This is a genomic window from Streptomyces sp. NPDC059009, assembly GCF_042740175.1.
In the GTDB taxonomy this organism is placed as follows: Bacteria; Actinomycetota; Actinomycetes; order Streptomycetales; family Streptomycetaceae; genus Streptomyces.
The window spans coordinates 156,395-178,532 of record NZ_JBHYJB010000018.1 but is presented as its reverse complement, the minus strand read 5'-3'; the positions used below and the strand labels follow the sequence as shown (position 1 = coordinate 178,532).

General features: G+C 71.7%; 16 protein-coding genes. 6 read left to right on the top strand and 10 right to left on the bottom strand.

The window, feature by feature from the left end; all coding sequences use genetic code 11:
* Positions 1–103 precede the first annotated feature (103 nt).
* The 3 genes from ACFWYM_RS19945 to ACFWYM_RS19935 form a co-directional block, all read right to left on the bottom strand.
* The gene (locus ACFWYM_RS19945) at positions 104–1,075 is read right to left on the bottom strand and encodes a phospholipid scramblase-related protein (RefSeq protein ID WP_384838441.1); all 972 of its coding nucleotides are present in this window, start codon (positions 1,073–1,075) and stop codon (positions 104–106) included.
* A gap of 65 nt (positions 1,076–1,140) precedes the next feature.
* Positions 1,141–3,759 carry a valine--tRNA ligase gene (gene valS, locus ACFWYM_RS19940; RefSeq protein ID WP_384838438.1) on the bottom strand — a complete coding sequence of 873 codons (2,619 nt, stop codon included), beginning with the start codon at positions 3,757–3,759 and terminating at the stop codon, positions 1,141–1,143.
* A 71-nt stretch (positions 3,760–3,830) separates the two neighbouring features.
* Positions 3,831–5,888, bottom strand: coding sequence for a phosphocholine-specific phospholipase C (locus tag ACFWYM_RS19935; protein ID WP_384838435.1), 2,058 nt, complete (start codon positions 5,886–5,888; stop codon positions 3,831–3,833).
* 454 nt (positions 5,889–6,342) lie between these two features.
* On the opposite strand from ACFWYM_RS19935, the gene mgtA reads away from it, so the two are divergent.
* Together mgtA and ACFWYM_RS19925 are read left to right on the top strand one after the other, a co-directional pair.
* Positions 6,343–9,138 (top strand): magnesium-translocating P-type ATPase, encoded by a 2,796-nt coding sequence (mgtA, locus tag ACFWYM_RS19930; protein WP_384838433.1) that lies wholly within the window; start codon positions 6,343–6,345, stop codon positions 9,136–9,138.
* A 40-nt stretch (positions 9,139–9,178) separates the two neighbouring features.
* Positions 9,179–10,396 (top strand): serine hydrolase domain-containing protein, encoded by a 1,218-nt coding sequence (locus tag ACFWYM_RS19925; protein ID WP_384838430.1) that lies wholly within the window; start codon positions 9,179–9,181, stop codon positions 10,394–10,396.
* Positions 10,397–10,405: 9 nt separating this feature from the next.
* Here the strand turns inward: ACFWYM_RS19925 and ACFWYM_RS19920 are convergent, their stop codons facing one another.
* On the bottom strand, positions 10,406–11,164 hold the full coding sequence (locus ACFWYM_RS19920) for a type 1 glutamine amidotransferase (RefSeq protein ID WP_384838427.1): 759 nt from the start codon (positions 11,162–11,164) through the stop codon (positions 10,406–10,408).
* 94 nt (positions 11,165–11,258) lie between these two features.
* Here ACFWYM_RS19920 and ACFWYM_RS19915 point away from each other — a divergent pair, with 94 nt between their 5' ends.
* Positions 11,259–11,918: a TetR/AcrR family transcriptional regulator gene (locus ACFWYM_RS19915; RefSeq protein WP_384838425.1), complete on the top strand. Its 660-nt coding sequence runs from the start codon at positions 11,259–11,261 to the stop codon at positions 11,916–11,918.
* Positions 11,919–11,930: 12 nt separating this feature from the next.
* Here the strand turns inward: ACFWYM_RS19915 and ACFWYM_RS19910 are convergent, their stop codons facing one another.
* Complete coding sequence (locus tag ACFWYM_RS19910; RefSeq protein WP_384838422.1) at positions 11,931–12,293, bottom strand: hypothetical protein; 363 nt, start codon at positions 12,291–12,293, stop codon at positions 11,931–11,933.
* 10 nt (positions 12,294–12,303) lie between these two features.
* The gene (locus ACFWYM_RS19905; RefSeq protein WP_384838419.1) at positions 12,304–14,895 is read right to left on the bottom strand and encodes a glycoside hydrolase family 3 protein; all 2,592 of its coding nucleotides are present in this window, start codon (positions 14,893–14,895) and stop codon (positions 12,304–12,306) included.
* A 296-nt stretch (positions 14,896–15,191) separates the two neighbouring features.
* On the opposite strand from ACFWYM_RS19905, the gene ACFWYM_RS19900 reads away from it, so the two are divergent.
* Together ACFWYM_RS19900 and ACFWYM_RS19895 are read left to right on the top strand one after the other, a co-directional pair.
* The gene (locus ACFWYM_RS19900) at positions 15,192–16,112 is read left to right on the top strand and encodes an NADP-dependent oxidoreductase (RefSeq protein ID WP_384838417.1); all 921 of its coding nucleotides are present in this window, start codon (positions 15,192–15,194) and stop codon (positions 16,110–16,112) included.
* Complete coding sequence (locus tag ACFWYM_RS19895; RefSeq protein ID WP_384838414.1) at positions 16,109–16,840, top strand: GNAT family N-acetyltransferase; 732 nt, start codon at positions 16,109–16,111, stop codon at positions 16,838–16,840. Before ACFWYM_RS19900 ends, ACFWYM_RS19895 begins: the two co-directional genes overlap by 4 nt.
* Here ACFWYM_RS19895 and ACFWYM_RS19890 read toward each other — a convergent pair.
* Together ACFWYM_RS19890 and ACFWYM_RS19885 are read right to left on the bottom strand one after the other, a co-directional pair.
* Positions 16,837–17,223 (bottom strand): (2Fe-2S) ferredoxin domain-containing protein, encoded by a 387-nt coding sequence (locus ACFWYM_RS19890; RefSeq protein ID WP_384838470.1) that lies wholly within the window; start codon positions 17,221–17,223, stop codon positions 16,837–16,839. The two genes, ACFWYM_RS19895 and ACFWYM_RS19890, sit on opposite strands and share 4 nt — an antisense overlap.
* 49 nt (positions 17,224–17,272) lie before the next feature.
* Positions 17,273–18,613 carry a 6-phospho-beta-glucosidase gene (locus ACFWYM_RS19885; protein ID WP_384838412.1) on the bottom strand — a complete coding sequence of 447 codons (1,341 nt, stop codon included), beginning with the start codon at positions 18,611–18,613 and terminating at the stop codon, positions 17,273–17,275.
* A 167-nt stretch (positions 18,614–18,780) separates the two neighbouring features.
* Between ACFWYM_RS19885 and ACFWYM_RS19880 the strand changes: the two genes are divergently transcribed.
* A complete protein-coding gene (locus ACFWYM_RS19880; RefSeq protein WP_384838410.1) occupies positions 18,781–19,641 on the top strand; it encodes a hypothetical protein in 861 nt (286 codons plus the stop codon).
* Between the two features lie 43 nt (positions 19,642–19,684).
* Here the strand turns inward: ACFWYM_RS19880 and ACFWYM_RS19875 are convergent, their stop codons facing one another.
* Together ACFWYM_RS19875 and ACFWYM_RS19870 are read right to left on the bottom strand one after the other, a co-directional pair.
* Positions 19,685–20,440: a dienelactone hydrolase family protein gene (locus tag ACFWYM_RS19875; RefSeq protein WP_384838407.1), complete on the bottom strand. Its 756-nt coding sequence runs from the start codon at positions 20,438–20,440 to the stop codon at positions 19,685–19,687.
* An 80-nt stretch (positions 20,441–20,520) separates the two neighbouring features.
* Positions 20,521–21,936: an MFS transporter gene (locus ACFWYM_RS19870; protein WP_384838404.1), complete on the bottom strand. Its 1,416-nt coding sequence runs from the start codon at positions 21,934–21,936 to the stop codon at positions 20,521–20,523.
* Between the last annotated feature and the right edge of the window lie 202 nt (positions 21,937–22,138).

Here is a 22,138-nt window from a genome sequence, read left to right as displayed (position 1 = left end):
TGCCCCCCCCCAGCGCCCCCCCCCCCCCCCCCAACCCCACGCCGCCCCCCCCCCCCCCCGGGGGCCCCCCCGACGTCGTACGGATGCGTGGTGGGCCGACGGCTCAGCCGAAGCCGCGCGAGTCCTGCTTCAGCGCGGTGTCCACCGTCAGCGCCGTCGCGACGACGAGGCTGAGGAGCGGCTCGGGCAGCTGGAAGTGGATCTGCAGGACGTAGTTGTCCGCGGTCGTGAACATGGTCTTGGCGAGGCCCTCCCAGGTCTTGGTGATCCGGGCGACCTCGTTGTCGGCGTGGTCCACGATGGAGAAGTTCCACGCGCGCCAGTTCTCCGCCTTGATCGCGCCGACCTGCTGGCCGTTCACGTTCATCGCGAAGTTGATCTTGCCGATCATGTTCTGCTGGACGATCTCGCCGACCGGCTGGCCGTCCGGGCGCTCGACGATGACGCGCGACTTCATGAACTTCTTCGGCCGCGTCATGATCAGCTGCGGCTGGCCGTACGCGTCCCGGATCTCCAGCTTGTGCGTCATGAACTGGTCGAGGCTGGAGACGAAGCGCGCGACCTTCTTGAGCGTGCTCTGGCCGACCTGGACGACCGAGCCGATCTGGTTGCCCGACTGGTCCATGACCGAGTACTCGTTGGTCAGCTCGATCAGCTTGGCCTTCTGGTTCACCACCAGGACCGGCTCGGTGAACAGGGTGCCGGCGCCCTGTGCGGTGGGCGCGACCCCGGCCTGCTGCTGGACCTGACGCTGCACCTTCGAGGGGTCCGCCGACTGCTGCGGCACGCCCTGCTGCGGCATCCCGTAACCACCGGCCGCCTGACCCTGCTGGCCGAACTGGCCCTGCAGATGGGCCTGTTGGCCCTGCTGAGCCTGCGGCTGGCCGTACTGGGCCTGCTGCTGGGCGGGCTGCTGCTGCGCCGCCGGGGCCTGCTGCGGGACCTGCTGGGCCTGCGACTGCTGGGCGGGGCTGGTGTTCTCGGTCCACTGGGAACCGTCCCACCAGCGCAGGAGCTGAGGATTGCCCTGCGGGTCCGGGTACCAGCCTGCAGGGGTGTTCGAATGCGTGGTCACCGCAGCACACTATCCCGACGCACTGGACAGTCCACCACCCCTTGGCAAAGCCTGTGACGTCCGCCTCACCGCTCCCCTTCGGGCAGCGTGACCGCAACGGTCAGGGCGCCCGCGCCTTCCCGCAGTTCGACGGTCTCGACGCGTCCGGCGGCCCGCAGATCCGCGACCGAGGGCGCACACCGGTCGAGGACCGCGCGCGGCGCCGTCAGGACCGCCGCCGACACCGGGGCGCGCATCGAGAGCCGCGCCTGGGACTTGGCCCTGCGGACGGCTGCGATGACCTCCGAGGCAACCTCGAGGAGCTCCTGGTCGCCGCCCGCGGCGCGCAGCGGCTCCGGGTCCGGCCAGGCGGCGCGGTGCAGCGAGCCCTCACCCCGATACCGGGATTCCGCACCCTGATACGGGGATTCCTCGCCCCGCCACCACGACCAGACCTCCTCGGTGACGAACGGCAGGACGGGCGCGAAGAGCCGCAGCAGCGTGTCGAGGGCCGTGATCAGCGCCGCCCGCGCGGACCGGGTGCCCGCCGCCCCGCCGTGGTCTCCGTAGGCGCGGGCCTTGACCAGCTCCACGTAGTCGTCGCAGAAGTGCCAGAAGACGGATTCCGTACGCTCCAGGGCGCGCGCGTAGTTGAAGTCGTCGAAGGCCGCCGTGGCGTCCTCGACGGCGGCGGCGAGCTCGGCGAGCAGCGCGCGGTCCAGGGGCTCGGTGACCGCTTCGGCCCCGGGCGCCTCGTCTGCGCCGTGCAGGCTCAGGATGAACCGCCCCACGTTCAGGATCTTCGTCGCGAGCCGTCGGCCGATCTTCATCTGGCCGGTGTCGAACGCGGTGTCCGTGCCGGGCCGTCCGCCCGCCGCCCAGTAGCGGACCGCGTCGGAGCCGTACTGCCTGAGGAGGTCGAGGGGCGTGACCGCGTTGCCCTTGGACTTGGACATCTTCTTGCGGTCGGGGTCGAGGATCCAGCCGGAGATCGCGGCGTGCCGCCAGGGCAGCGTGCCGTGCCCCGCGTGGGCGCGGACGACCGTCGAGAACAGCCAGGTCCGGATGATCTCGTGGGCCTGGGGCCGCAGGTCCATCGGGAAGACCCGCGCGAACAGGTCCGGGTCCGAGCGCCGGCCGCCCGCGATCTGCGGGGTGAGCGAGGAGGTCGCCCAGGTGTCCATGACGTCCGGGTCGGCGGCGAAGCCGTACGGCTCGCCGCGCTGCGCCTCTTCGTAGCCGGGCGGGGCCTCGGCGCTCGGGTCGACGGGGAGCGCGGCCGGGTCCGGGACGAGGGGCCGCTCGTGGTCGGGCAGGCCCGCGCCGTCCAGCGGGTACCAGACGGGGATCGGGACGCCGAAGAACCGCTGGCGGCTGACCAGCCAGTCGCCGTTGAGCCCGTCGACCCAGTTCTCGTACCGGACCCGCATGTGCGGCGGGTGCCAGGTCAACTCGGCGCCCCGGGCGAGGAGTTCGGTGCGCAGCTGCTCGTCCCGGCCGCCGTTGCGCAGATACCACTGGCGGGTCGTGACGATCTCCAGGGGCTTGTCGCCCTTCTCGAAGAACTTGACCGGGTGCGTGACCGGCCGCGGCTCGCCCTCCAGGTCGCCGCTCTCCCGCAGCAGGCCGACGACGCGCTCGCGGGCGGTGTGCGCGGTGGCCCCGGCGAGCCGTGCGTAGGTCTCGCGCGCGTGGGGCGCGTCGAGTCCGGGCGGCGGGGCGGCGAGCAGGCGGCCGTCCCAGCCCATGACCGGACGGGTGTCGAGCCGCAGTTCGCGCCACCACGTGACGTCGGTGGTGTCCCCGAACGTGCAGACCATGGCGATCCCGGTGCCCTTGCCAGGGTCGGCGAGCGGGTGTGCGAGGACCGGGACCTCGACTCCGAAGAGGGGAGTGCGGACCTTCGTACCGAAGAGCGCCTTGTGGCGCTCGTCGTCGGGGTGGGCGACGAGGGCGACGCAGGCGGGCAGGAGCTCGGGGCGGGTCGTCTCGATGTGGATGCGCTCGCCGAGGGGCCCGTGGAAGGCCAGGCGGTGGTAGGCGGCGGGCCGCTCCCGGTCCTCGAGTTCCGCCTGGGCGACGGCCGTTCGGAACGTGACGTCCCACAGCGTCGGCGCCTCCGCGACGTACGCCTCGCCGCGCTGAAGGGCCTCCAGGAAGGCCAGCTGGGACGTGGCGCGGGCCTCGGCGCCGATCGTCTGGTACGTCCGCGTCCAGTCGACCGAGAGCCCGAGCGCGCGCCACAGCTCCTCGAAGGCCCGCTCGTCCTCGACGGTGAGCTGCTCGCACAGCTCGATGAAGTTGCCTCGGGAGATGGGGAGTTGGTGCCTGCCGGGCTCGGCGGGCGGGGTGAAGTCCGGGTCGTACGGGAGGGCGGGCTCGCAGCGGACGCCGAAGTGGTTCTGGACGCGGCGCTCGGTGGGCAGGCCGTTGTCGTCCCAGCCCATCGGGTAGAAGACTTCCTTGCCGCGCATGCGCTGATAGCGCGCGACGGTGTCGGTGTGCGTGTATGAGAAGACGTGCCCGACGTGCAGGGAGCCGCTGACCGTGGGCGGCGGGGTGTCGATGGAGAAGATCTCCGCGCGCGTGCGCGAGCGGTCGAAGACGAATACACCCGACGCGTCCCAGCGCCGCGACCACTTCTCTTCGAGCCCGTCCAGGACGGGCCGCTCGGGGACGCCCGTGAGGCGTGGGGTGTCTGCCATGGTTCAGCTTCTCAAGAGGGACGGGGAGGGGGCGACGGAATTTCCGCCGCCCCCTCCCCCCTGTGCATGCCTCAGCCGGTGATCAGCGCCGGGTCGCTCACTCCCGCCTGGCCGTTCTCCACCCGCCCGGCGAAGCGCCGCAGGAACGCCTTGTCGGTGTCGGCGACGACACTCACGTCGTACCAGCGCTTGCTGCCGCGCAGGTCGACGGCGTGCTGCACCGTCGCGCCCGGCTTGACCTTGAAGGTCTCCTTGGCGCCGCCGTAGGCGTTGGTGACGGTGAGGTTCGCCTCGGCCGAACCGGCGTTGGTGAAGGTGAGCTTGAGGTTGCCGGTCGCCTTGTCGTGGCGGGCGGTGACCTCGGGGCCCGCGGTCTTGCTCGCGCCCTTGAAGACGCGCAGGAAGCCGTTGGGCCCGTACACCCACAGGTCGTGGACGTCCTTCGAGTACGCCCCGTTCCAGGAGTCGGAGATCGTCTTGCCCGCCTCCGTGGTGTACGTCCAGGGGCTGTCGGTGCGGTTGCCGGAGCGGACGTGGAAGCAGACGCCCGCGTCGGGGCCACCGCCGAAGGTCAGCTGGTACTTGCCCGCCGCCACGTCGGCCTTGCCGTCCACCAGCGGGGCGTAGGGCAGGGCGCGCGAGGGCCGGGAGCCGGCCTCCTGCTTGGGCAGCGCCGGGTTGGCGGGGGCGTGCGGGACGTAGTCCGGGTGGCGCTCGTGGTCCGGGGGCTGGTAGCCGCCGGTGTCGGGCAGGTCGGCCGGGTCGGTGTCCTTGCCGCTGAAGTCGAACGCCGAGGTGAGGTCACCGGCGACGGCCCGGCGCCAGGGCGAGATGTTGGGCTCCTTGACGCCGAAGCGCTTCTCCATGAACTGGAGGATCGATGTGTGGTCGAAGACCTGCGAGTTCACGTAGCCGCCGGTCGACCACGGCGAGACGACGAACATCGGGACGCGCTGCCCCATGCCGTAGTGCCCGGCCGCGTAGCTCGCGTTGCCCGGGAAGTAGTCGAGGGTCGTGTCGACCGTGGACAGGCCCTGATTGGCGTCCTTGGGGACGTACGGCGGCACGACGTGGTCGAAGTAGCCGTCGTTCTCGTCGTAGGTGATGAACAGCGCCGTCTTGGCCCACACGTCCGGGTTGGAGGTGAGGGCGTCCAGGACCTGCGCGATGTACCAGGCGCCGTAGTTGGTCGGGAAGTTGGGGTGCTCGGAGAACGCCTCGGGCGCGGCGATCCAGGAGATCTTCGGCAGCTTGTCCGCCTTGACGTCGGCCTTCAGGATGTCGAAGTAGCCGTCGCCCGCCTTGGCGTTGGTGCCGGTGCGGGCCTTCTCGTAGAGGGCGTCGCCGGGCTTGGCGTTGCGGTACTTGTTGAAGTACAGCAGGGAGTTGTCGCCGTAGTTGCCGCGGTAGGCGTCGTCGATCCAGCCCCAGTGGCCCGCGGCGTCCAGGCCGTCGCCGATGTCCTGGTAGACCTTCCAGGAGACGCCCGCCTGCTCCAGGCGCTCGGCGTACGTCGTCCAGTCGTAGCCCGCCTCCTGGTTGCCGAGGACCGGGCCGCCGCCCTTGCCGTCGTTGCCGACGCCGCCCGTGAGCATGTAGTAGCGGTTGGGGTCGGTGGCGCCCAGGAACGAGCAGTGGTAGTCGTCGCAGATCGTGAAGGCGTCCGCGAGCGCGTAGTGGAACGGGATGTCCTGCCGGGTCAGATACGCCATCGTGCGCTCGGACTTGGCATTGATCCAGTTGTCGTACCTGCCGTCGGCGAACGCGCTGTGGCCGCCCGCCCAGTCGTGGTCGAGGCCCGCGATGAACTGCATGCCGAGGTCCTCGGCGTCCGGGTGGAACGGCAGCACTTCCTTGCCGCCGCCGACCTGGTTCCACACCGGCTTGCCGCTCGGCAGTGTGACCGTGCGGGGGTCACCGAAGCCGCGTACGCCCTTCATCGTCCCGAAATAGTGGTCGAAGGACCGGTTCTCCTGCATCAGGACGACGATGTGCTCGACGTCCTGGATCGAACCGGCGCGGCGCCGGGCGGGCAGCGAGGCGGCTCGGGCGATGCTCTCGTTGAGCATCGCGAACGCGGCAGTGCCGCCGGCGAGTTGCATGAACCGGCGCCGATTGAGTTCAGGCATGGGTGATGTGACCTCGTGTCATGGGGGGCTCAGGCGGGTGAAGTGTGCCAAGGGGAGCAAGCGCGTGGGAAGAGGTGGTGACTCGAATGTGAAGAGAAGTCCAACCTCAGGTGAGAGGGACACAAGTCCTCTGCGATTCAGGACCAAAGTCCCACATTTGACTTTTATCGCCCCAGCTGCCTCACTTGGCCGTGCACCCTTCGGTGGTGCATTTCTCTGTCCCGCGACGGCAAGGAGGTGTTCGGGATGAGTCCCGAAGGAAGTCCTTGCGTTGTCGGCGCCTTTCACTGACGCGCCCCAGCCGCGTTTCTCCAGCGACTGAATGCCGCTGATCTCACCTTTCTTCTTTCACCGGCGCATGCCGTCTGAATTCGCCTTGTGCGCTCCGGCATGCCCCTTACGTCCCTGTGCGCGGACGCGCTTCGCCCTGCCCGTGCACGGAGGGAGGTCTGCCATGAACAAGCTGATTCCCCAGGTACGCCCGGACCGCGCTCCGGGCGCCCGCCCCAGCAACCCCGCCCCCACCGCTCCCCGCCCCTCCGGCAAGCGCCGCGACCGCAAGGCCGCCGAGCTCGACGCCCGCACCCGTGAGGTCGGCGCCCGCCTCGCCGACCTGAGCGCACGCCCGGCCCGCGAGGTCCTGCGCGACGTCGAGGCGAGCACCCGCGGGCTCCGTCAGGACCAGGTCCTGGACCGGCTCGAGCGGTTCGGCGCGAACGTCGTGGCCCACGAGCGGCCCACCCCCTGGCCGCTGCAGCTGGTCAAGTCCTTCACGAACCCCTTCATCGGCGTCCTGGTCGTCCTCGGCATCGTCATGTACGTGCAGGACCCGGCCGACCCCGGCGTCATCATCCTCTCCACGATGGTGCTGATCAGCGGGCTCCTCCGGTTCTGGCAGGAGTACCGCTCCACCAAGTCGGCGCAGTCCCTCAAGGCCCTGGTCACCACCTCGTGCGCGGTGCAGCGCCGGTGGAGCGAGCACCCCGGCACCGAAGAGATCCCGATGGCGGAGCTCGTCCCCGGCGACATCGTCAAGCTCGCCGCCGGCGACATGGTCCCCGCCGATCTGCGGGTGCTCACCGCCAAGGACCTGATGGTCAGCCAGGCCGCCCTGTCCGGCGAGTCGCTGCCCGCCGCCAAGGCCGACACCCGCGCGCACGACTTCGGCCAGCGCGCCACCACCGACCCCGTCGAGGCCGACAACCTCTGCCTGATGGGCACCTCCGTGACCTCGGGCACGGCGACCGGCGTGGTCGTCGCGACCGGCACCGACACCTACTTCGGGTCGATGGCGGGCGCCCTGGTCGGGGACCGGCCGCAGACCGCCTTCGACCTCGGTGTGAAGCGCGTCAGCTACCTCCTGATCCGCTTCATGCTGGTGATGGTCCCGGTGGTCTTCGCCATCAACGGCTTCACCAAGGGCGACTGGGACCAGGCGTTCCTGTTCGCGATCTCCGTGGCGGTCGGGCTCACGCCCGAGATGCTGCCGATGGTGGTCTCCGCGAACCTGGCGCGCGGCGCGGTCGCGATGTCGAAGCGGCACGTCGTCGTCAAGCAGCTCAACGCGATCCAGAACCTGGGCGCGATGGACGTCCTGTGCACCGACAAGACGGGCACGCTCACCGAGGACCGCATCGTCCTCGACCGCTACCTGGACACGCGCGGCCAGGAGGACCTGGAGGTCCTGGAGTACGCGTACCTCAACTCCCACTTCCAGACGGGCCTGCGCAACCTCATGGACCAGGCGGTCCTGAACCGCGTGGACGAGGCCGAGGAGGTTGTCGTCGACACCCGCTTCACGATGGTCGACGAGATCCCCTTCGACTTCGCCCGCCGACGCATGTCGGTGGTCCTGAGCCGCAACGAGTTCACCGAGACGCCCGGTTGCACCGAGACGCCCGGCGGCCTCACGGGCCAGGTGACCGTCCCCCAGGAGCACGTCCTCATCACCAAGGGCGCCGTCGAGGAGGTCCTCGGCCTCTGCGACCACGTCATGGACCGGGGCCGCCGGGTGCGGCTCACCGACGAGCGGCGCGCGCACGCCCAAGCGGTGAGCGAGGACCGCAACCGCGAGGGCATGCGCGTCCTGGCGGTGGCGACCCGCTCCCTGTCGGCGGCGCGCAACACCTACTCGGTCGCGGACGAGCGGGAGTTGACCCTGGTCGGCTTCCTCGCCTTCCTCGACCCGCCGAAGAAGGACGCGGCCGCCGCGCTGCGCGCCCTCGACGACAACGGCGTGGACGTCAAGGTCATCACGGGCGACAACGAGCTGGTCGCCGCCCGCGTGTGCGCCGATGTCGGCCTGGACGTCGGCGAGGTCGTGACCGGCGCCCGCATCGACGAGGTCGACGACGTCGAGCTGGTCGAACTGGCCCGTGACACCACGGTGTTCGCGAAGGTCAACCCGGTGCAGAAGGCCCGGATCGTACGGGCGCTCAAGGCCGAGGGGCACACCGTCGGCTTCCTCGGCGACGGCATCAACGACGCGGCGGCGCTGCGCGAGGCCGACGTGGGCGTCTCGGTGGACACGGCGGTGGACATCGCCAAGGAGTCCGCGGACATCATCCTGCTGAAGAAGGACCTGATGGTCCTGGAGCAGGGCGTGTTGATGGGCCGTCAGACCTTCGGCAACACCATCAAGTACATCAAGATGACGGCCTCGTCGAACTTCGGCAACGTCTTCTCCGTCCTGGTGGCCTCGGCGTTCCTCCCCTTCCAGCCGATGCTCGCCATCCAGCTCCTGATCCAGAACCTCTGCTACGACATCAGCCAACTCTCCATCCCCTGGGACCGGATGGACAAGGAGTACCTGCGCAAGCCGCGCACGTGGGACGCGAAGGGCATCGGCCGGTTCATGATCCGGATCGGCCCGATCAGCTCGATCTTCGACATCACGACGTTCCTCGTCATGTGGTACGTGTTCCAGGCCAACTCTCCGGCGCACCAGACCCTGTTCCACACGGGCTGGTTCGTGGAGGGCCTGCTCTCGCAGACGTTGATCGTGCACATGATCCGCACCCGCAAGATCCCCTTCATCCAGTCGCGGGCCTCGGTCCCGGTGCTGGTCATGACGGGTGCGGTCATGGCGTTCGGCCTGTGGCTGCCGTTCTCGCCCCTGGCGTCGACGTTCTCGATGCAGCCGCTCCCGATGAGCTACTTCCCGTGGCTGATCGGCACCCTGCTGGCGTACTGCGCACTCACCCAGGGCGTGAAGTCGTGGTACATCCGCCGGTACGGTGAGTGGCTCTGACACTCCGTCAGAGTCCGCCGCCCGAAGGAGCCCAGCCCCCATGACGACGCCTCCTCCCTCCGTCCACGGCACCTGCGCCCCTGGATTCGAGGGCGTCCGCGAGGAGTTCGAGCGGAACTTCCGCGAACGCGGCGAGCTCGGGGCGGCGGTGGCCGTCACGGTCGACGACACCTTCGTGGTCGACCTGTGGGCGGGGTCGGCGGACCTGTCCGGCACCCGCGCCTGGGAGCGGGACACACTGGTCAACGTCTACTCGACGACGAAGGGCCTGACGGCGCTCTGCGCCCATCTCCTCGTGGACCGCGGGGAGTTGGACCTGGACGCGCCGGTGGCCCGGTACTGGCCCGAGTTCGCCCAGGCGGGCAAGGGCGACATCCCGGTGCGGTGGCTGCTGAGCCACCGCACCGGTGTGCTCGCCCCGCGCGAGCCGATGCGGCCCGAGCAGGTGCAGGACTGGGACACGGTGTGCGCGGCGCTCGCGGCGGCCGAGCCGTGGTGGCGCCCCGGCGAACGGCAGGGCTACCACGCGGTGGCGTACGGCTTCCTCGTCGGCGAGGTGGTGCGCCGGATCACCGGGGTGTCCCTGGGCACGTTCCTGCGCACGGAGGTGACGGCGCCGCTGGGCGTGGACTCCTCGGTGTACGTGGGCACACCGGCGTCCGAGCACGCCCGCTGCGCGGACATGATCCCGCCGGGCACGACGGACGCGAACTCGGAGAAGGACACGGAGGGCACCCTGTTCGGCGGCGCCCCGGAGCCCCCCGTCGCCGGACTCGACGCCCACCCCCTGGCCCCGCTCACGCTCGCCCTCAACTACCTCCCGATGGGCGAGGTCAACAGCGCGGCGTTCCGCACCGCGGAGATCCCCGCCGCGAACGGCCACGCGACGGCCCGTGGACTGGCCACGGTCTACCGCGAGCTGGCGAACAACCGCCTGGTCACGCCCTCGACCCTGGAGGCCATGCGGACCCGGCAGAGCGGCGCGGACGAGCCGGACGTCGTCCTCGCGGCGGGCACGGCGGTGTCCTCCGCGTGGTGGTGGGGCCTCGGCTACATGCTCAACCAGTTCGGCATGGCGGGCACGAACCCCGGCGCCTTCGGCCACGGGGGCGCGGGCGGCTCGTTCGCGTTCGCGGATCCGGAGGGGCGGGTGTCGTACGCGTACGTCATGAACCGGATGGACGGCGGCACGTCCGGGGAGGATGTGCGCAGCTGGAAGCTGGTGGAGTCGCTGTACGAGTGCCTCAAGGCCAACTAGTCGGCGCGCTCAGTCGGCGCGCTCCACCATGAGGCTCCGCAGATGGGCGAGGCTCCGCTCGGCGAGCGGACGCAGCTCGTCGGCGACGGCACGGGCGTCACCACGCAGCCGGTCCACGGCGTCGGGGCCGAGCGCCTGGGCGGCCTCGGCGACGAACGACGGCTCACCGAGCCACTCGTCGAGGAGTCCGGGCGTGACCTCCAGGTGGAACTGGAGCCCCCACGCGACCGGACCGGCGCGGAACGCCTGGCACTCGGTGCTGTCGGTGCGGGCCAGGACGCGGGTGCCGGGTCCTGGCACGATGCGGTCGCCGTGCCAGTGCAGCACGGCGGGAGCGTCGGCGAGCGGCCCGACGACGGGATCGCCCCGGTCCACACCACGCAACGGCGCCCAGCCGATCTCCTCCTCCAAACCGAGCTCGGCCCCCGACCGCACGGCCAACCCCTGGGCGCGGGCGAGCAGTTGGGCACCCAGGCACACTCCGAGGGTCGGCACCTCGGCGCGCAGGGCGTCGACAAGAAGATCCCGCTCGGCCTTCAGTGCGGGGTACCCGTCCACGTCGTCGGCGTTCATGGGGCCACCCATGACGACGAGCCCGGCGAGCCCGTCCACCGACGGCAGCTCACCCGCGGCGCCCGGTGCGGGGTCCTCGTCGAGCAGATTCCGCACCACGACGTCGAGGCCACTGCCGTCCAGGGCGTCGAGGATCAGACCGGGCCTCTCGACCTCGACGTGCTGGAGGATCAGGACGGTGGTGCGGGCGGGCATGGGGGGCTCCTCGGCCTCCTCGGCGACATACGGCGGATCTCACCCTAACGCGCAGGTCAGAGCCCTGATGAGAGGGGTGCGGTTCAATGGTCGGATGCCCATCCGATCCCGCCGGACCCGCCACTCCCCCGGTTCGTACGCCGCCGCCGACCCCCGGCGCACACAGATCCTGGCCGCCGCGCTCGCCCGGTTCGCGCAGAGCGGGTACCTCAACTCCTCGCTCGCCAAGATCGCAGCGGAGGCGGGCACGTCGGCGACCCTGATCGTGCACCACTTCGGGTCCAAGGAGCGGCTCCTCATGGCCGTCCTGGAGGCCCGCGAGGAGCGCACCAGGAGCGGGTTCGGGCCGCTGCGCGCCGCGGCGGACAGCGACGACGTGCGCGACCTGTTCCGCGCACTGCTCGCCCTCGCCGCCTACAACCTCACCCAGCCCGGACTCATCCAGCTCTACACCAAGCTCGCCGCCGAGGCGGGCGGCGACCGGGAGCACCCGGCGCACGCGTACTTCGCGGAGCGGTACCGGCGGGTGGCGGGGGATGTGGCGGAGATGCTCCAACGTGGCCTGGACGCAGGCCAGTTGAAGCCGGACACGGATCCCCACCGCACCGCCGTGGAGATCCTCGCCGTCTCCGACGGCCTCCAGATGCAGTGGGCCATCGCGGAGGGCGACCTCGACTTCATGGGCGTGTACCGGGCCCATCTCGACCGGCTGGCCCGGTCCCTGACCGTGGACGCGCACGGGCTCGCCGACTAGGGAGGGCTGTGCTCAGAGATCCGTCACGCCCGGGCAGTGGCACCGGAGTTCGCTGAGCACGCGTTCATCGGCGGCCCTGACCTCCCACAGGGAGCTGTCCACTTCGGTCAGGACGACCACGAGCACGTCCTCGGCGAACCCGCGCGCCTCGGCGTCGATCAACTGGAGACCAGGGGTCGTCAGCGACAACAGCGTCAACGTGTCCATACCGGCTCCGACGGACCGCCGCTCCATCTCGGCACAGCGAGGATCCACGCTCTCCTCGCACTCCACCCGCCAGGTCAGCCCCAGGCCGAAGCTGCCGAGGCGCACCAGCAGTTCGGCGAGGGTGACGTAGTGACTGCCGTGCCAGGCAGGGAAAGTGATCCCCTTCATTCCCGCGACCCTAGTTCAGGGCGTCCGCCTTGCTCAGACGGATGTCGCGCGACGACGCCCCCACGTACAGCCCCCGCCACCCCCGCGTCCGCGTCCACGCACCACGCTCCGAGTCCCAGTACGAGAGCTGCCGCGCCGCCACCCTGATCCGCACCCGCCGTGTCTCGCCCGGGGCGAGTTCCACCCGCTCGAAGCCCGCCAGGGCCTTCACGGGGAGCTCCACCTCCGCGTCCCGGGGCGCGCCCACGTACACCTGGGGTACCTCCGCGCCGGTGCGCCGGCCGCGGTTGGTGAGCGTGAAGGACGCCTCGTAGCCGTCGCCCGACCGGCGCACCGAGAGGCCGGAGTAGCCGAACTCCGTGTAGGAGAGGCCGTGTCCGAAGGGGAAGAGGGGGGCCGTGCCCGCCTTGTCGAAGCCGCGGTAGCCGGTGAAGATGCCTTCGCTGTACGTCACCACGCCGTCGACGCCGAAGTAGCGCTCCGGGTGGGCCGGGTCCAGGGTCGGGTGGTCGGACTCGCGCTTCGGCCAGGTCATGACGGACTTGCCGCCGGGGTTGGCGCGGCCGGTGAGGAGGTCGGCGGTGGACCAGCCGCCCTCCTGGCCGACGTATCCGGCGTGCAGGACCGTGCCGACCCGGTCGAGCCAGGGCATGAGGGCCGGGCCGCCGGTGTTGAGGACGACGATCGTACGGGGGTTGGCGGCGGCCACCGCCTCGATCAGCTCGTCCTGGTGGGCGGGGAGCGCGAGCGTGGTGAGGTCGCCGCTGCCGCCGAGCGCGCCGCCCTCTCCGTTGTGGGCGAAGACGACGGGCGTGTGGACGCGGCGGGCCAGCCGGGCCGCCCGGGAGATGCCAGCGCTCCGCTGCTCCGGGGTGACCCAGGCCAACCGGACCTGGACCGGGTCCCGTTCGGCGACCGACGCGTCCCAGCCGGTGGCCGTCACGCGCAGCTCGTAGGCGCGTCCGCCGGTCAGCCGCAGGGGCGCCGCCCTGCCGTTGTCGAGGCCGTCCGTCGTCGGGACGATCGAGGACCACTTGCGGGTGAAGCTGTCGCGGACGCCGGACGCCGTCGCGATCTCCTTGCCGTCCAGCAGCAGCGAGACGGCGCCGCCCCAGCCCTGGATGTTCAGGGCATACTCGCCGGTGGTGGGCGGCACGAGGGTGCCCGTCCACTCGGTGGCCGTGCCCCGGGGCAGTGCCCGGTCGCCGGTGAAGTCCACCGTCCTGTCGGTGCCGCCGCCCTTGCGGGCCATGCCCTTGGGGAGGGCGGAGGAGGGGATCGCCGTGCCGGTGAGGTCCACCCCCACCTCGTACGCGATCTTCCGGCCGGTGCTGCGGCGCAGCGCGTCGAGGGGGCTGACCATGCGGTCCTCGAAGCCGTAGGCGCGCTCGCCCGCGACGGAGACGGCGACCTGGCCGGCGGTGGGGCCGATGAGGGCGAGGTCACGGAGCGCGGCGTGCGAGAGCGGCAGGCCGCCGTCGTTGGTGAGCAACACCGCGCCCTGCGTGGCGACTTCGCGGGCGACGCGGGCCCCGGCCTCGACGTCGATGGACGTGCGCGCCGGTACGCGGGTGCCGTCGAGCATGCCGAAGGCGTCGTACTGGCCGAGGATGCGGGAGACCGCGGTGTCGAGGGCGGCGAGCGGGATGGAACCGTCCTCGATCGCCTTCTTCAGGGGTGCGCCGAAGTGGGAGCCGTCCCACATCTGCATGTCGAGGCCGTCGGCGAGCGCGGACGGGGAGTGGGTGGCGCCCCAGTCGGAGGTGACGAAGCCCTCGAAGCCGAGCTCGCCGCGGAGGATGTCGGTGAGGACGGTCCTGTTCTCGCTGTTCCACTCGCCGTTGAGGTGGTTGTACGCGGACATGACCGAGGCGACCCCGGCCCGCACGACCGCCTCGAAGGCGGGCAGGTACAGCTCGTGCAGGGTCCGGTCGTCCACCACGAAGTCGTAGGAGTTCGCCGGCTTCTCGCGGTCGAACTCGTGCAGCCGCTGGTTGTTGGCGAGGAAGTGCTTGGCCTGGGCGAGCATGCCCTGCGCCTGGACGCCCTCGACCTGGGCGGCGCCGATCAGGGCGTTGAGGAGGGGGTCCTCGCCCGACTGGTCCTTGTTGCGGCTGAAGAAGGGGGTGCGGGAGAGCTCGATCTGTGGGGCGAGCAGGACGTCCATGCCGAGGGTGCGCCCCTCGCGGCCCATCACCGCGCCGTATGCGCGCGCCAGTTGGGGGTTGAAGCTCGCGCCGAGCGTGGAGACGGGCGGCAGGCCGGTCGCGGACCGGGTGACGTTGACGCCCGCCGGGCCGTCGGTGAGGCGCAGCTCGGGGATGCCGAGGCGGGCGACGCCCGGCAGGTATCCGGCCTGGCCGAGGCGGCGGGGGTCGGTGGCGCCGTGGACGAGGCTGATCTTCTCGTCGAGGGTGAGGCGGGCGAGGAGCCGACGGACGCGCGGGCCCGCCTTGGCGGCGGAGGCGGAATCGGGTACGGAAGCGGGTGCGGAGGCAGCCGTCGCCGGTGTGGCGAGCGGGCCCGCCGCGGCAACGAAGGCGAACGCGGCCGCGGTGCCGCCGAACTGCTTCAGGAGTTCACGACGAGTGCTGGCAGGCATGACGAAATGGCCTCCGTGACGCGGCTCGGGACAAGGAGAACTGGCCTCCGGTCGCCAAGAGCTGAAGGCGGCAACCGCGCCAGTGCGGGAGTACGGGGCCTGAGTCTTGATTGGTTGAACGCTGAAGGTCAAGGGTCGGGGAAGGGAAAGTTTCAGGGGCGTTCAGTTTTCTACGGGCTCGTGAACGCGCGGCCGTCCCGGGCCGTGCCGGGAATAGCGAGCGGATCATGACGTTCGAGCTAAGTGGACCCGCGTGCGGTCAGTGGACCGCGACCCCAGCCAGAGGAGAGAGCGAGATGCCCAAGGCATACGTCTACACGCGACCCGGCGGCCCCGAGGTCGAGGCCCTCGTGGACCGGGAGGTGCCGGAGCCGGGACCGGGGCAGCTGCTCGTCGCGGTGCGCGCCGCGGGGGTGAACCCGGTCGACTGGAAGCTGCGCTCCGGCTACCGCAGGCCCGGCCAGGCGCCCGCCACCTACCCCGAGGTGCTCGGCAGCGAGGCCGCCGGAGTGGTCGAGAAGGTCGGCCCGGACGTCGAGGGGTTCGCCGTCGGGGACGAGGTCTTCGGCACGGCGGTCGCGGGCGGCTACGCCGAGTACACCCTGCTCCCCCAGGCCATCGCCGCGCACAAGCCGAAGGGGCTCTCCTTCGCGGAGGCCGCGGTGCTCCCGGTCGCGGCGGCGACCGCGTACGACGGTGTGCAGCAGCTCGCGCTGCCCGCCGGGGCGACGCTCCTGATCATCGGGGCGGGCGGCGGCGTGGGCGCACCCGCCACCCAGCTCGCCCGCCACCTGGGCGTGCGCGTGATCGGCACCGCGAGCGAGGCGAAGAAGGAGTTCGTCGAGTCGCTCGGCGCGGTGCACGTGCCGCGCGGCCCCGGCCTCACCGAGCGGGTGCGCGCGGCGGCTCCCGACGGCATCGACGCGATCTACGACCTGGTCGGCGGCGACGACCTCGTGGAGCTCTCTCAACTCCTGGACGACCGCAGCAAGTTGATCACCGCCGCGGCCAAGGAGACGGTCGCGGAACTCGGCGGCGCCCCCGTGGCCCGGGCCCGCACCAGCGCGGTCCTCGACGAGGTGGCGCGCCTCGCGGCAGCGGACGTGCTGCGCCCCCACATCACCGGCCGCTACCCGCTGGAGCGGGCCGGGGAGGCCCTGCGCTCCGTGGAGGAGGGCCACACCCTGGGCAAGGTCGTCCTTGAGGTCTCGGCATGACCGAGGCGCTCTCCGTCCCCGCCCCGGTGGACGCGGCGTCGGCGCACCCCCTCGACAACCCCGCCCACGCCGCCCTCACCGGCCCCCACGCCCACCTCGCCGAACGCCACGGGCGCATCCTGCGCTACCACCCCGATGTCTCCCCCTGGCTCGCCCTGCCCGACGATCCGACGCCCGCCGACTGGGCCGACCTCGCCGCGCTCCACGGGCCCGGCGAGGAGGTGCCGCTGCCCGCCGTGGCCGGGCCCCTGCCCGACGGGTGGGAGATCGCCTTCGAGGCGGACGGTGTGCAGCTCGTCGGCTCCGGGGTGGCCACGGCCCCGGACCCCGAGGCCGTGCGGCTCGGGCCCGACGACGTGCCGGAGATGCTGGAGCTGGTCGCGCGCACCCGGCCGGGCCCGTTCCTGCCGCGCACCGTCGAGATGGGCACGTATCTGGGGATCCGCAGGGGCGGCGCCCTCGTCGCGATGGCGGGCGAGCGGCTGCACCCGCCCGGCTGGACGGAGATCAGCGCCGTCTGCACCGACGACGCCCACCGCGGCCAGGGCCTCGGCACCCGCCTCGTGCTCGCGGTCGCCCACGGCATCCGGGAGCGCGGCGAGACGCCGTTCCTGCACGCGGCGGCCCGCAACACGAACGCGGTCCGGCTCTACGAGTCCCTGGGCTTCACGCTGCGCCGACGGCCCGTCTTCCGGGCGGCCCGGGCACCCCTGAGCAGCGCGGCCTAAGTTCCCGCCTCCGTACGGGGGTTGACCACCTGCAGCAGTAGCGTCGGGGGCGGCTCGGCGATCCCGGGCCCGCCCGCCGCCACCCAGTCGAGGATCTCGTCGAGGGACGCGTCGTCCAGGGTGAACCCCACCCAGACGGGCCGGCCGCCCCGCCGACGGCCCTCGCTCGACGGCTGCACGACCACGATGTTGGCCTGCCCGCAGAGGCCGAGGCACTCGCTGGTGCGGACGGTGAGGCGGTTCCCCGAGTCGGCCGCCGCCGCCCGCAGGCGCGCCAGCTGCCCCACATGGTCGGTGCCGGGGTGCTTGGCCGCGTCGCCGCAGCAGCAGCCCCGGCACACGACGAGGCCGCAGGGGCGGGACGGGCGGGATATCGGTGCTATCGGTGCGGTGGTCGGGGAGTTGGCGGAGTCGGTGACGGTCACCCGAAGATCATCGCAGGTATGCCAGTCCGGGGTGCGCCCCCTTGTACCCGTCGACGAGCCTGCGCGCGACGTTCACCGAGTCGACCAGCGGGTGCAGCGCGAACGCCTTCACGGCGGTGGCGCGGGAGCCGCTGTCAGCCGCCGCGAGCACCTCGCGCTCGACGGCCTTCACCGAGCAGACCAGGCCGGTGGCGTGCCCGGGCAGCGGGTCGACCGCCATCGGGTGGGCGCCGTTGGCGTCGACGGAGCAGGGCACCTCGATCACCGCGTCGGCGTCAAGCACCGAAAGCGTCGTGCGGTTGCGGACGTTGAGGATCAGCGTGGCCCGCTCGTCCCGCGCGATGGCCCGCATGATGGCGAGCGCGACCTTCTCGTAGCCGCCGGACTCCATGTCCTCCGCGGCGCGTTCGCCCGCGCCCGCCGCCTCCCGGCTCTCCGCCATGTACGTGGCCTCACGCTCGGCCCGGGTCGCGTCCCAGGTCCGCCAGGCGGGGGCCTCGGGGTGCGCCATCTTCTCGTAGAACCTGGCCTGTTGGTCGCGGAGGAAGGCGCCGCGGGTCTGCTCGGCCTCCTGGTAGCCGCGGACCGTCTCGCGGTTGAAGTAGTAGTAGTGCAGGTATTCGTTGGGAACCGCACCGAGGGAGCGGAGCCACTCCGCGCCGAAGAGCTTGCCCTCCTCGAAGGATTCGAGGAGGTCCGGCTCCGCGAACAGGCGCGGCAGCTGGTCGACGCCGCCGAACCGCAGACCGCGCAGCCACCCCAGGTGGTTGAGGCCCACGTAGTCGATGAACGCCTCGTCGGGGTCGCCGCCGAGCACGCCGGCCACCCGGCGGCCGAGGCCCACAGGCGAGTCGCAGATGCCGATGACACGGTCCCCGATGTGGCGGGACATCGCCTCGGTGACCAGGCCCGCCGGGTTGGTGAAGTTGATGACCCAGGCGTCCGGGGCGAGAGTGCGCACCCGGCGGGCGATGTCGACGGCGACCGGCACCGTGCGCAGCCCGTACGCGATGCCGCCCGCGCCCACGGTCTCCTGCCCGAGCACGCCCTCGGCGAGGGCGACGCGCTCGTCGGCGGCGCGTCCCTCCAGGCCGCCGACGCGGATCGCGGAGAACACGAAGTCGGTGCCGCGCAGCGCCTCGTCGAGGTCGGTCGTCGTGGTGACCGTGGGCGCGTCCGGCACCCCTGCGGCCTGTTCTGCGAGGACCCGGGCGATCGCGCCGAGCCGCGCCGCGTCCAGGTCGTGCAGGACGACCTCGGTGATCCGGCCCTCCTCCCGGTCGCGCAGCAGCGCCCGGTACACCAGCGGCACCCGGAATCCGCCACCGCCGAGAATCGTCAGCCTCACGTCTGAACTCGCCTTCTGTCGCTGCCTCGCCGAGGGCCGCGGAGCGGCTCCGGGACCCAGGTCACATTGTGCGCAACTCGCGCCTGCTCCCCGATCACCGTACGTACGATGGCGCCGCCGCGGCGAACGCCCCGCGATCCCCTTCCCCCCACGGAGGTAGCGACCCGATGAACCCTCTCAAGGCTTCCGCCGCCCTGCTCGGCGCCCTGGCCCTCGTGGCTGTCACGGGCCCGGGAGCCACCGCCGAGCCCCAACTGCCCGGCGGCTGGAAGGAGTCCGGCACGTCATCGGTGAACTCCCTCACCGGCAGCCAGGGCCTGGCGAGCCGCGCCGACGGCGGCCTGACCTACCGGGGCCTCGGCTCGGTCCCGCTGGACCTGCGGATCAAGGGCTGGAGCCACATAGGCGACCCGGACATAGCCGACGGGCACACCTTCGACGCCTATCAGGGCGGCGACGACGCGAAGTCCAAGATGTTCGCGGTCACCACGCCGGAGGGCAAGCGCTACCTGTACGAGCACCCATTGGACGCGGGCGAGAAGCTGAACAACTCCTTCGCCGCCGTGTCGCCGGACGCCCAGTGGCTGGTCTCCGGGGAGTGGGGCGACCAGAATCGCCTCCAGGTCTTCCCCGCCCCGCTCCTCAACTCCTCGACGCCGCCCACCGGGGGCGCGCTGGCGCAGGCCGGGCAGATCACCCTGGACAAGCCGGTCCGCGACATCCAGGGCTGCGACTTCGTCGCGGACACCCGGCTGGTCTGCTCCTCGAACGACGCGTCCAAGGAGCTGTTCCCCGAGGACCGGCCCGTCCTCCAGGTCGACCTGGAGCGCGCCCTCGACGGCAAGCCGGTCACCGGCCACGTCACCAGCCTCTTCGCCGCGCCCCAACGCAGCCTGTGCTCCGGCACGTTCGAGACGGAGGGCATCGACTACGACAGCGCACGGCGCACCCTGCGCGTCGAGGTGGTGCCGCCGGCGCCGTGCCTGGTGATGACGTCGGTGTACGCGTACAAGCCGACGACCGGCTGAGGGACCTCCCTCAAGGGGCCGATCTCAGAGGGTACGGCCGATCTCAGAGGGTGCGGCCGAGCAGCTCCAGCAGCCGCTCCCAGTGGAGTTCGAGACCGGCGGGGCTGAAGGCGGCGGTGTCGGCCATGGTGAAGCCGTGGGCGGTGTCCGGGTAGACCTCGGTGGTGTGCCGGACACCGGCGGCGTCCAGGGTCTCCCGGATCACGCCGACGGCTCCCGGGGTGTGCTCGTCGTCCCCGGCCGCGATGCCGAGGTGGACCTCGGCGGTGATCCGGGGCGCCTGCGGATAGGGGCTGTCGGGGCCTTCGGCGATGAGCGGCGGGTGGAACCCCGCCGCGGCCGCGACCTGTTCGGGGTGCGCGGCCGCCGTCCGCACGGCGAGGGCGCCGCCGAGGCAGTAGCCGACGACCCCGGCCTGCCCCGGCCGGACGCCGGGCCGCCCGCCGAGGAAGTCCAGGTAGGCGCGGGCGTCCCGGTCCGACAGCGCCGCGGTGAGCTGCTCGTAGACGGGCCACACCTGCTTGATGTACGCCTCCCGGTTTTCCGGGACGCGCAGATCGGTCGGCTCGACCACGGGCGCCGGGCCGTGCCGGTAGAAGAGGTTGGGCACCAGGACGTGGTAGCCGTGCGCGGCGAGTTGCTCGGCCATGCCTTCGAGCACGGGCCGCAGCCCGAAGATGTCCATGTACATCAGGACGCCGGGATACGGTCCGCCCTCGGCGGGGAAGGCGGCGAAGGCGTCGGCCGTGCCGTCGGGGGTGGGGATCCGCACGGCCTGCGTCCGGGTCGTGAGAGCCATGTGCATGACTCCTTCCTGTTGTTCCAGTTCTTCCTGTGTGAACGCTGTCTCGTCTCCGGGCAGACAACCTAAACCGCACTTCAGGTCAAACCGGCGTCCGCCCTCTGCTTGCCCGCGTCGACCGCGAGCACGGTGACACCCAGGCCCGCCAGGAACGCGACGCCCGCGCCGAGGAAGGCCACGGTGTAGCCGTCCTCGGACGTCGCGCCGGACGCCGTGGTGGACAGCGTCGCCAGGACCGCGAGGCCCAGCGCGCCGCCGGTCTGCTGGGCGGTGTTGAGGAGCGCGGAGGCGATCCCGGCGTCCTCGTCGCGGACCCCGCTGACCGCACCCAGGGTCATCGGCACGAAGCACATGCCGAGGCCGACCGCGGTCACGAACATCGCGGGCATCAGGTCCTTCACGTACGAGGCGTCGGACGTGAGGGTCGCGAACCAGAACAGGCCGCCCGCCGCCACCAGCAGGCCGGGCCCGGCCACGAGGCGGGGCGCGAGGCGCGCGGCGAGGCGGGAGCCGAACGTGGCCGCCCCGGCCATGCCCACGCTGAACGGCAGGTTGGCGAGCCCGGCCTCGATCGCGCTGTAGCCGAGGACGCGCTGCATGAAGAAGGTGAGGAAGTAGAACATGGCGATCATGCCGGCGCCGATGAACAGCATCCCGGCGTAACTCCCGGACCGGTTGCGGTCCTTGAAGAGTCCGAGCGGCATCATCGGGTGCGCGCTGCGGCTCTGCACGCGCAGGAACGCGAAGAGCAGGGCGGCCGCGGCGAAGAAGCAGCCCAGGGTGAGGGCGTCGGCCCAGCCGTGCTCGCCGCCCCGCGTGAGCCCGTACACCAGGGCGAGCAGGGCGCCGGTGCCGGTGAGGGTGCCGGGCACGTCGAGGCGCCCGGTGTGCCGCTCGGCCTCGACGAGTGCCCGGGTCCCGGCGAGGACGGCCAGGCCGATGGGGACGTTCACGAGGAACACCCACCGCCAGTCGAGGGCGTCGGTCAGGACGCCGCCGAGCAGCATCCCGACGGTGGCGCCGACCCCGGCCATGGCGGCGTAGACGCCCATCGCCCGCCCCCGCGCCGGGCCTTCGGGGAACGTGGTGGCGATCAGGGCGAGGGCGGTGGGCGCCGCGACGGCCGCGCCGACGCCCTGCAGCACGCGCGCGAGGATCAGCGTGCCCTCGCCGGGCGCGAACCCGCCGAGCAGCGAGGCGAGCGTGAACAGGGCGATGCCCGCGCGGAACATCCGGCGCCGCCCGAAGAGGTCCCCGGCGCGGCCGCCGAGCAGCAGCAGGCTGCCGAAGGCCAGCGCGTACGCGTTGACGATCCAGGCCAGGTCGGCGTCGGAGACGGCCAGGTCGGCCTGGATGCTCGGCAGCGCGATGTTGGTGATGGTGCCGTCGAGGACGACCATCAACTGGGCGGCGGCGATGACGAAGAGGGCGAGGCCGAGGTGTCGGCTCGCGGGTGCGGATCGTGCGGGTGCGGTGGTCTTCTCCATGGGCATGCGAGAACTCCCCCTCCATGGGTTCGGAAGCGGTGCCTGAATCGACGGATACGGAACGAATGCGGAGCGGACACGAAATGGAGAGGGGGACGCTAGCAGCCGATTCCGGCTGGTTGAGGCGGTGTTCGGCCACCTGGGAGGTGGCTCTTGCCGCCCTTGACTTTTCCGTTCGCGGGCCGGGCCGCGTATTCCAGAGAGCGGA

What these genes read in the sequence shown, in the direction of transcription:
- valS (WP_384838438.1), bottom strand. Translation starts at nt 3,759, where the DNA reads ATGGCAGACACCCCACGCCTCACGGGCGTCCCCGAGCGGCCCGTCCTG.
- ACFWYM_RS19935 (WP_384838435.1), bottom strand. Translation starts at nt 5,888, where the DNA reads ATGCCTGAACTCAATCGGCGCCGGTTCATGCAACTCGCCGGCGGCACT.
- mgtA (WP_384838433.1), top strand. Translation starts at nt 6,343, where the DNA reads ATGAACAAGCTGATTCCCCAGGTACGCCCGGACCGCGCTCCGGGCGCC.
- ACFWYM_RS19925 (WP_384838430.1), top strand. Translation starts at nt 9,179, where the DNA reads ATGACGACGCCTCCTCCCTCCGTCCACGGCACCTGCGCCCCTGGATTC.
- ACFWYM_RS19920 (WP_384838427.1), bottom strand. Translation starts at nt 11,164, where the DNA reads ATGCCCGCCCGCACCACCGTCCTGATCCTCCAGCACGTCGAGGTCGAG.
- ACFWYM_RS19915 (WP_384838425.1), top strand. Translation starts at nt 11,259, where the DNA reads ATGCCCATCCGATCCCGCCGGACCCGCCACTCCCCCGGTTCGTACGCC.
- ACFWYM_RS19910 (WP_384838422.1), bottom strand. Translation starts at nt 12,293, where the DNA reads ATGAAGGGGATCACTTTCCCTGCCTGGCACGGCAGTCACTACGTCACC.
- ACFWYM_RS19905 (WP_384838419.1), bottom strand. Translation starts at nt 14,895, where the DNA reads ATGCCTGCCAGCACTCGTCGTGAACTCCTGAAGCAGTTCGGCGGCACC.
- ACFWYM_RS19900 (WP_384838417.1), top strand. Translation starts at nt 15,192, where the DNA reads ATGCCCAAGGCATACGTCTACACGCGACCCGGCGGCCCCGAGGTCGAG.
- ACFWYM_RS19895 (WP_384838414.1), top strand. Translation starts at nt 16,109, where the DNA reads ATGACCGAGGCGCTCTCCGTCCCCGCCCCGGTGGACGCGGCGTCGGCG.
- ACFWYM_RS19880 (WP_384838410.1), top strand. Translation starts at nt 18,781, where the DNA reads ATGAACCCTCTCAAGGCTTCCGCCGCCCTGCTCGGCGCCCTGGCCCTC.
- ACFWYM_RS19875 (WP_384838407.1), bottom strand. Translation starts at nt 20,440, where the DNA reads ATGGCTCTCACGACCCGGACGCAGGCCGTGCGGATCCCCACCCCCGAC.
- ACFWYM_RS19870 (WP_384838404.1), bottom strand. Translation starts at nt 21,936, where the DNA reads ATGCCCATGGAGAAGACCACCGCACCCGCACGATCCGCACCCGCGAGC.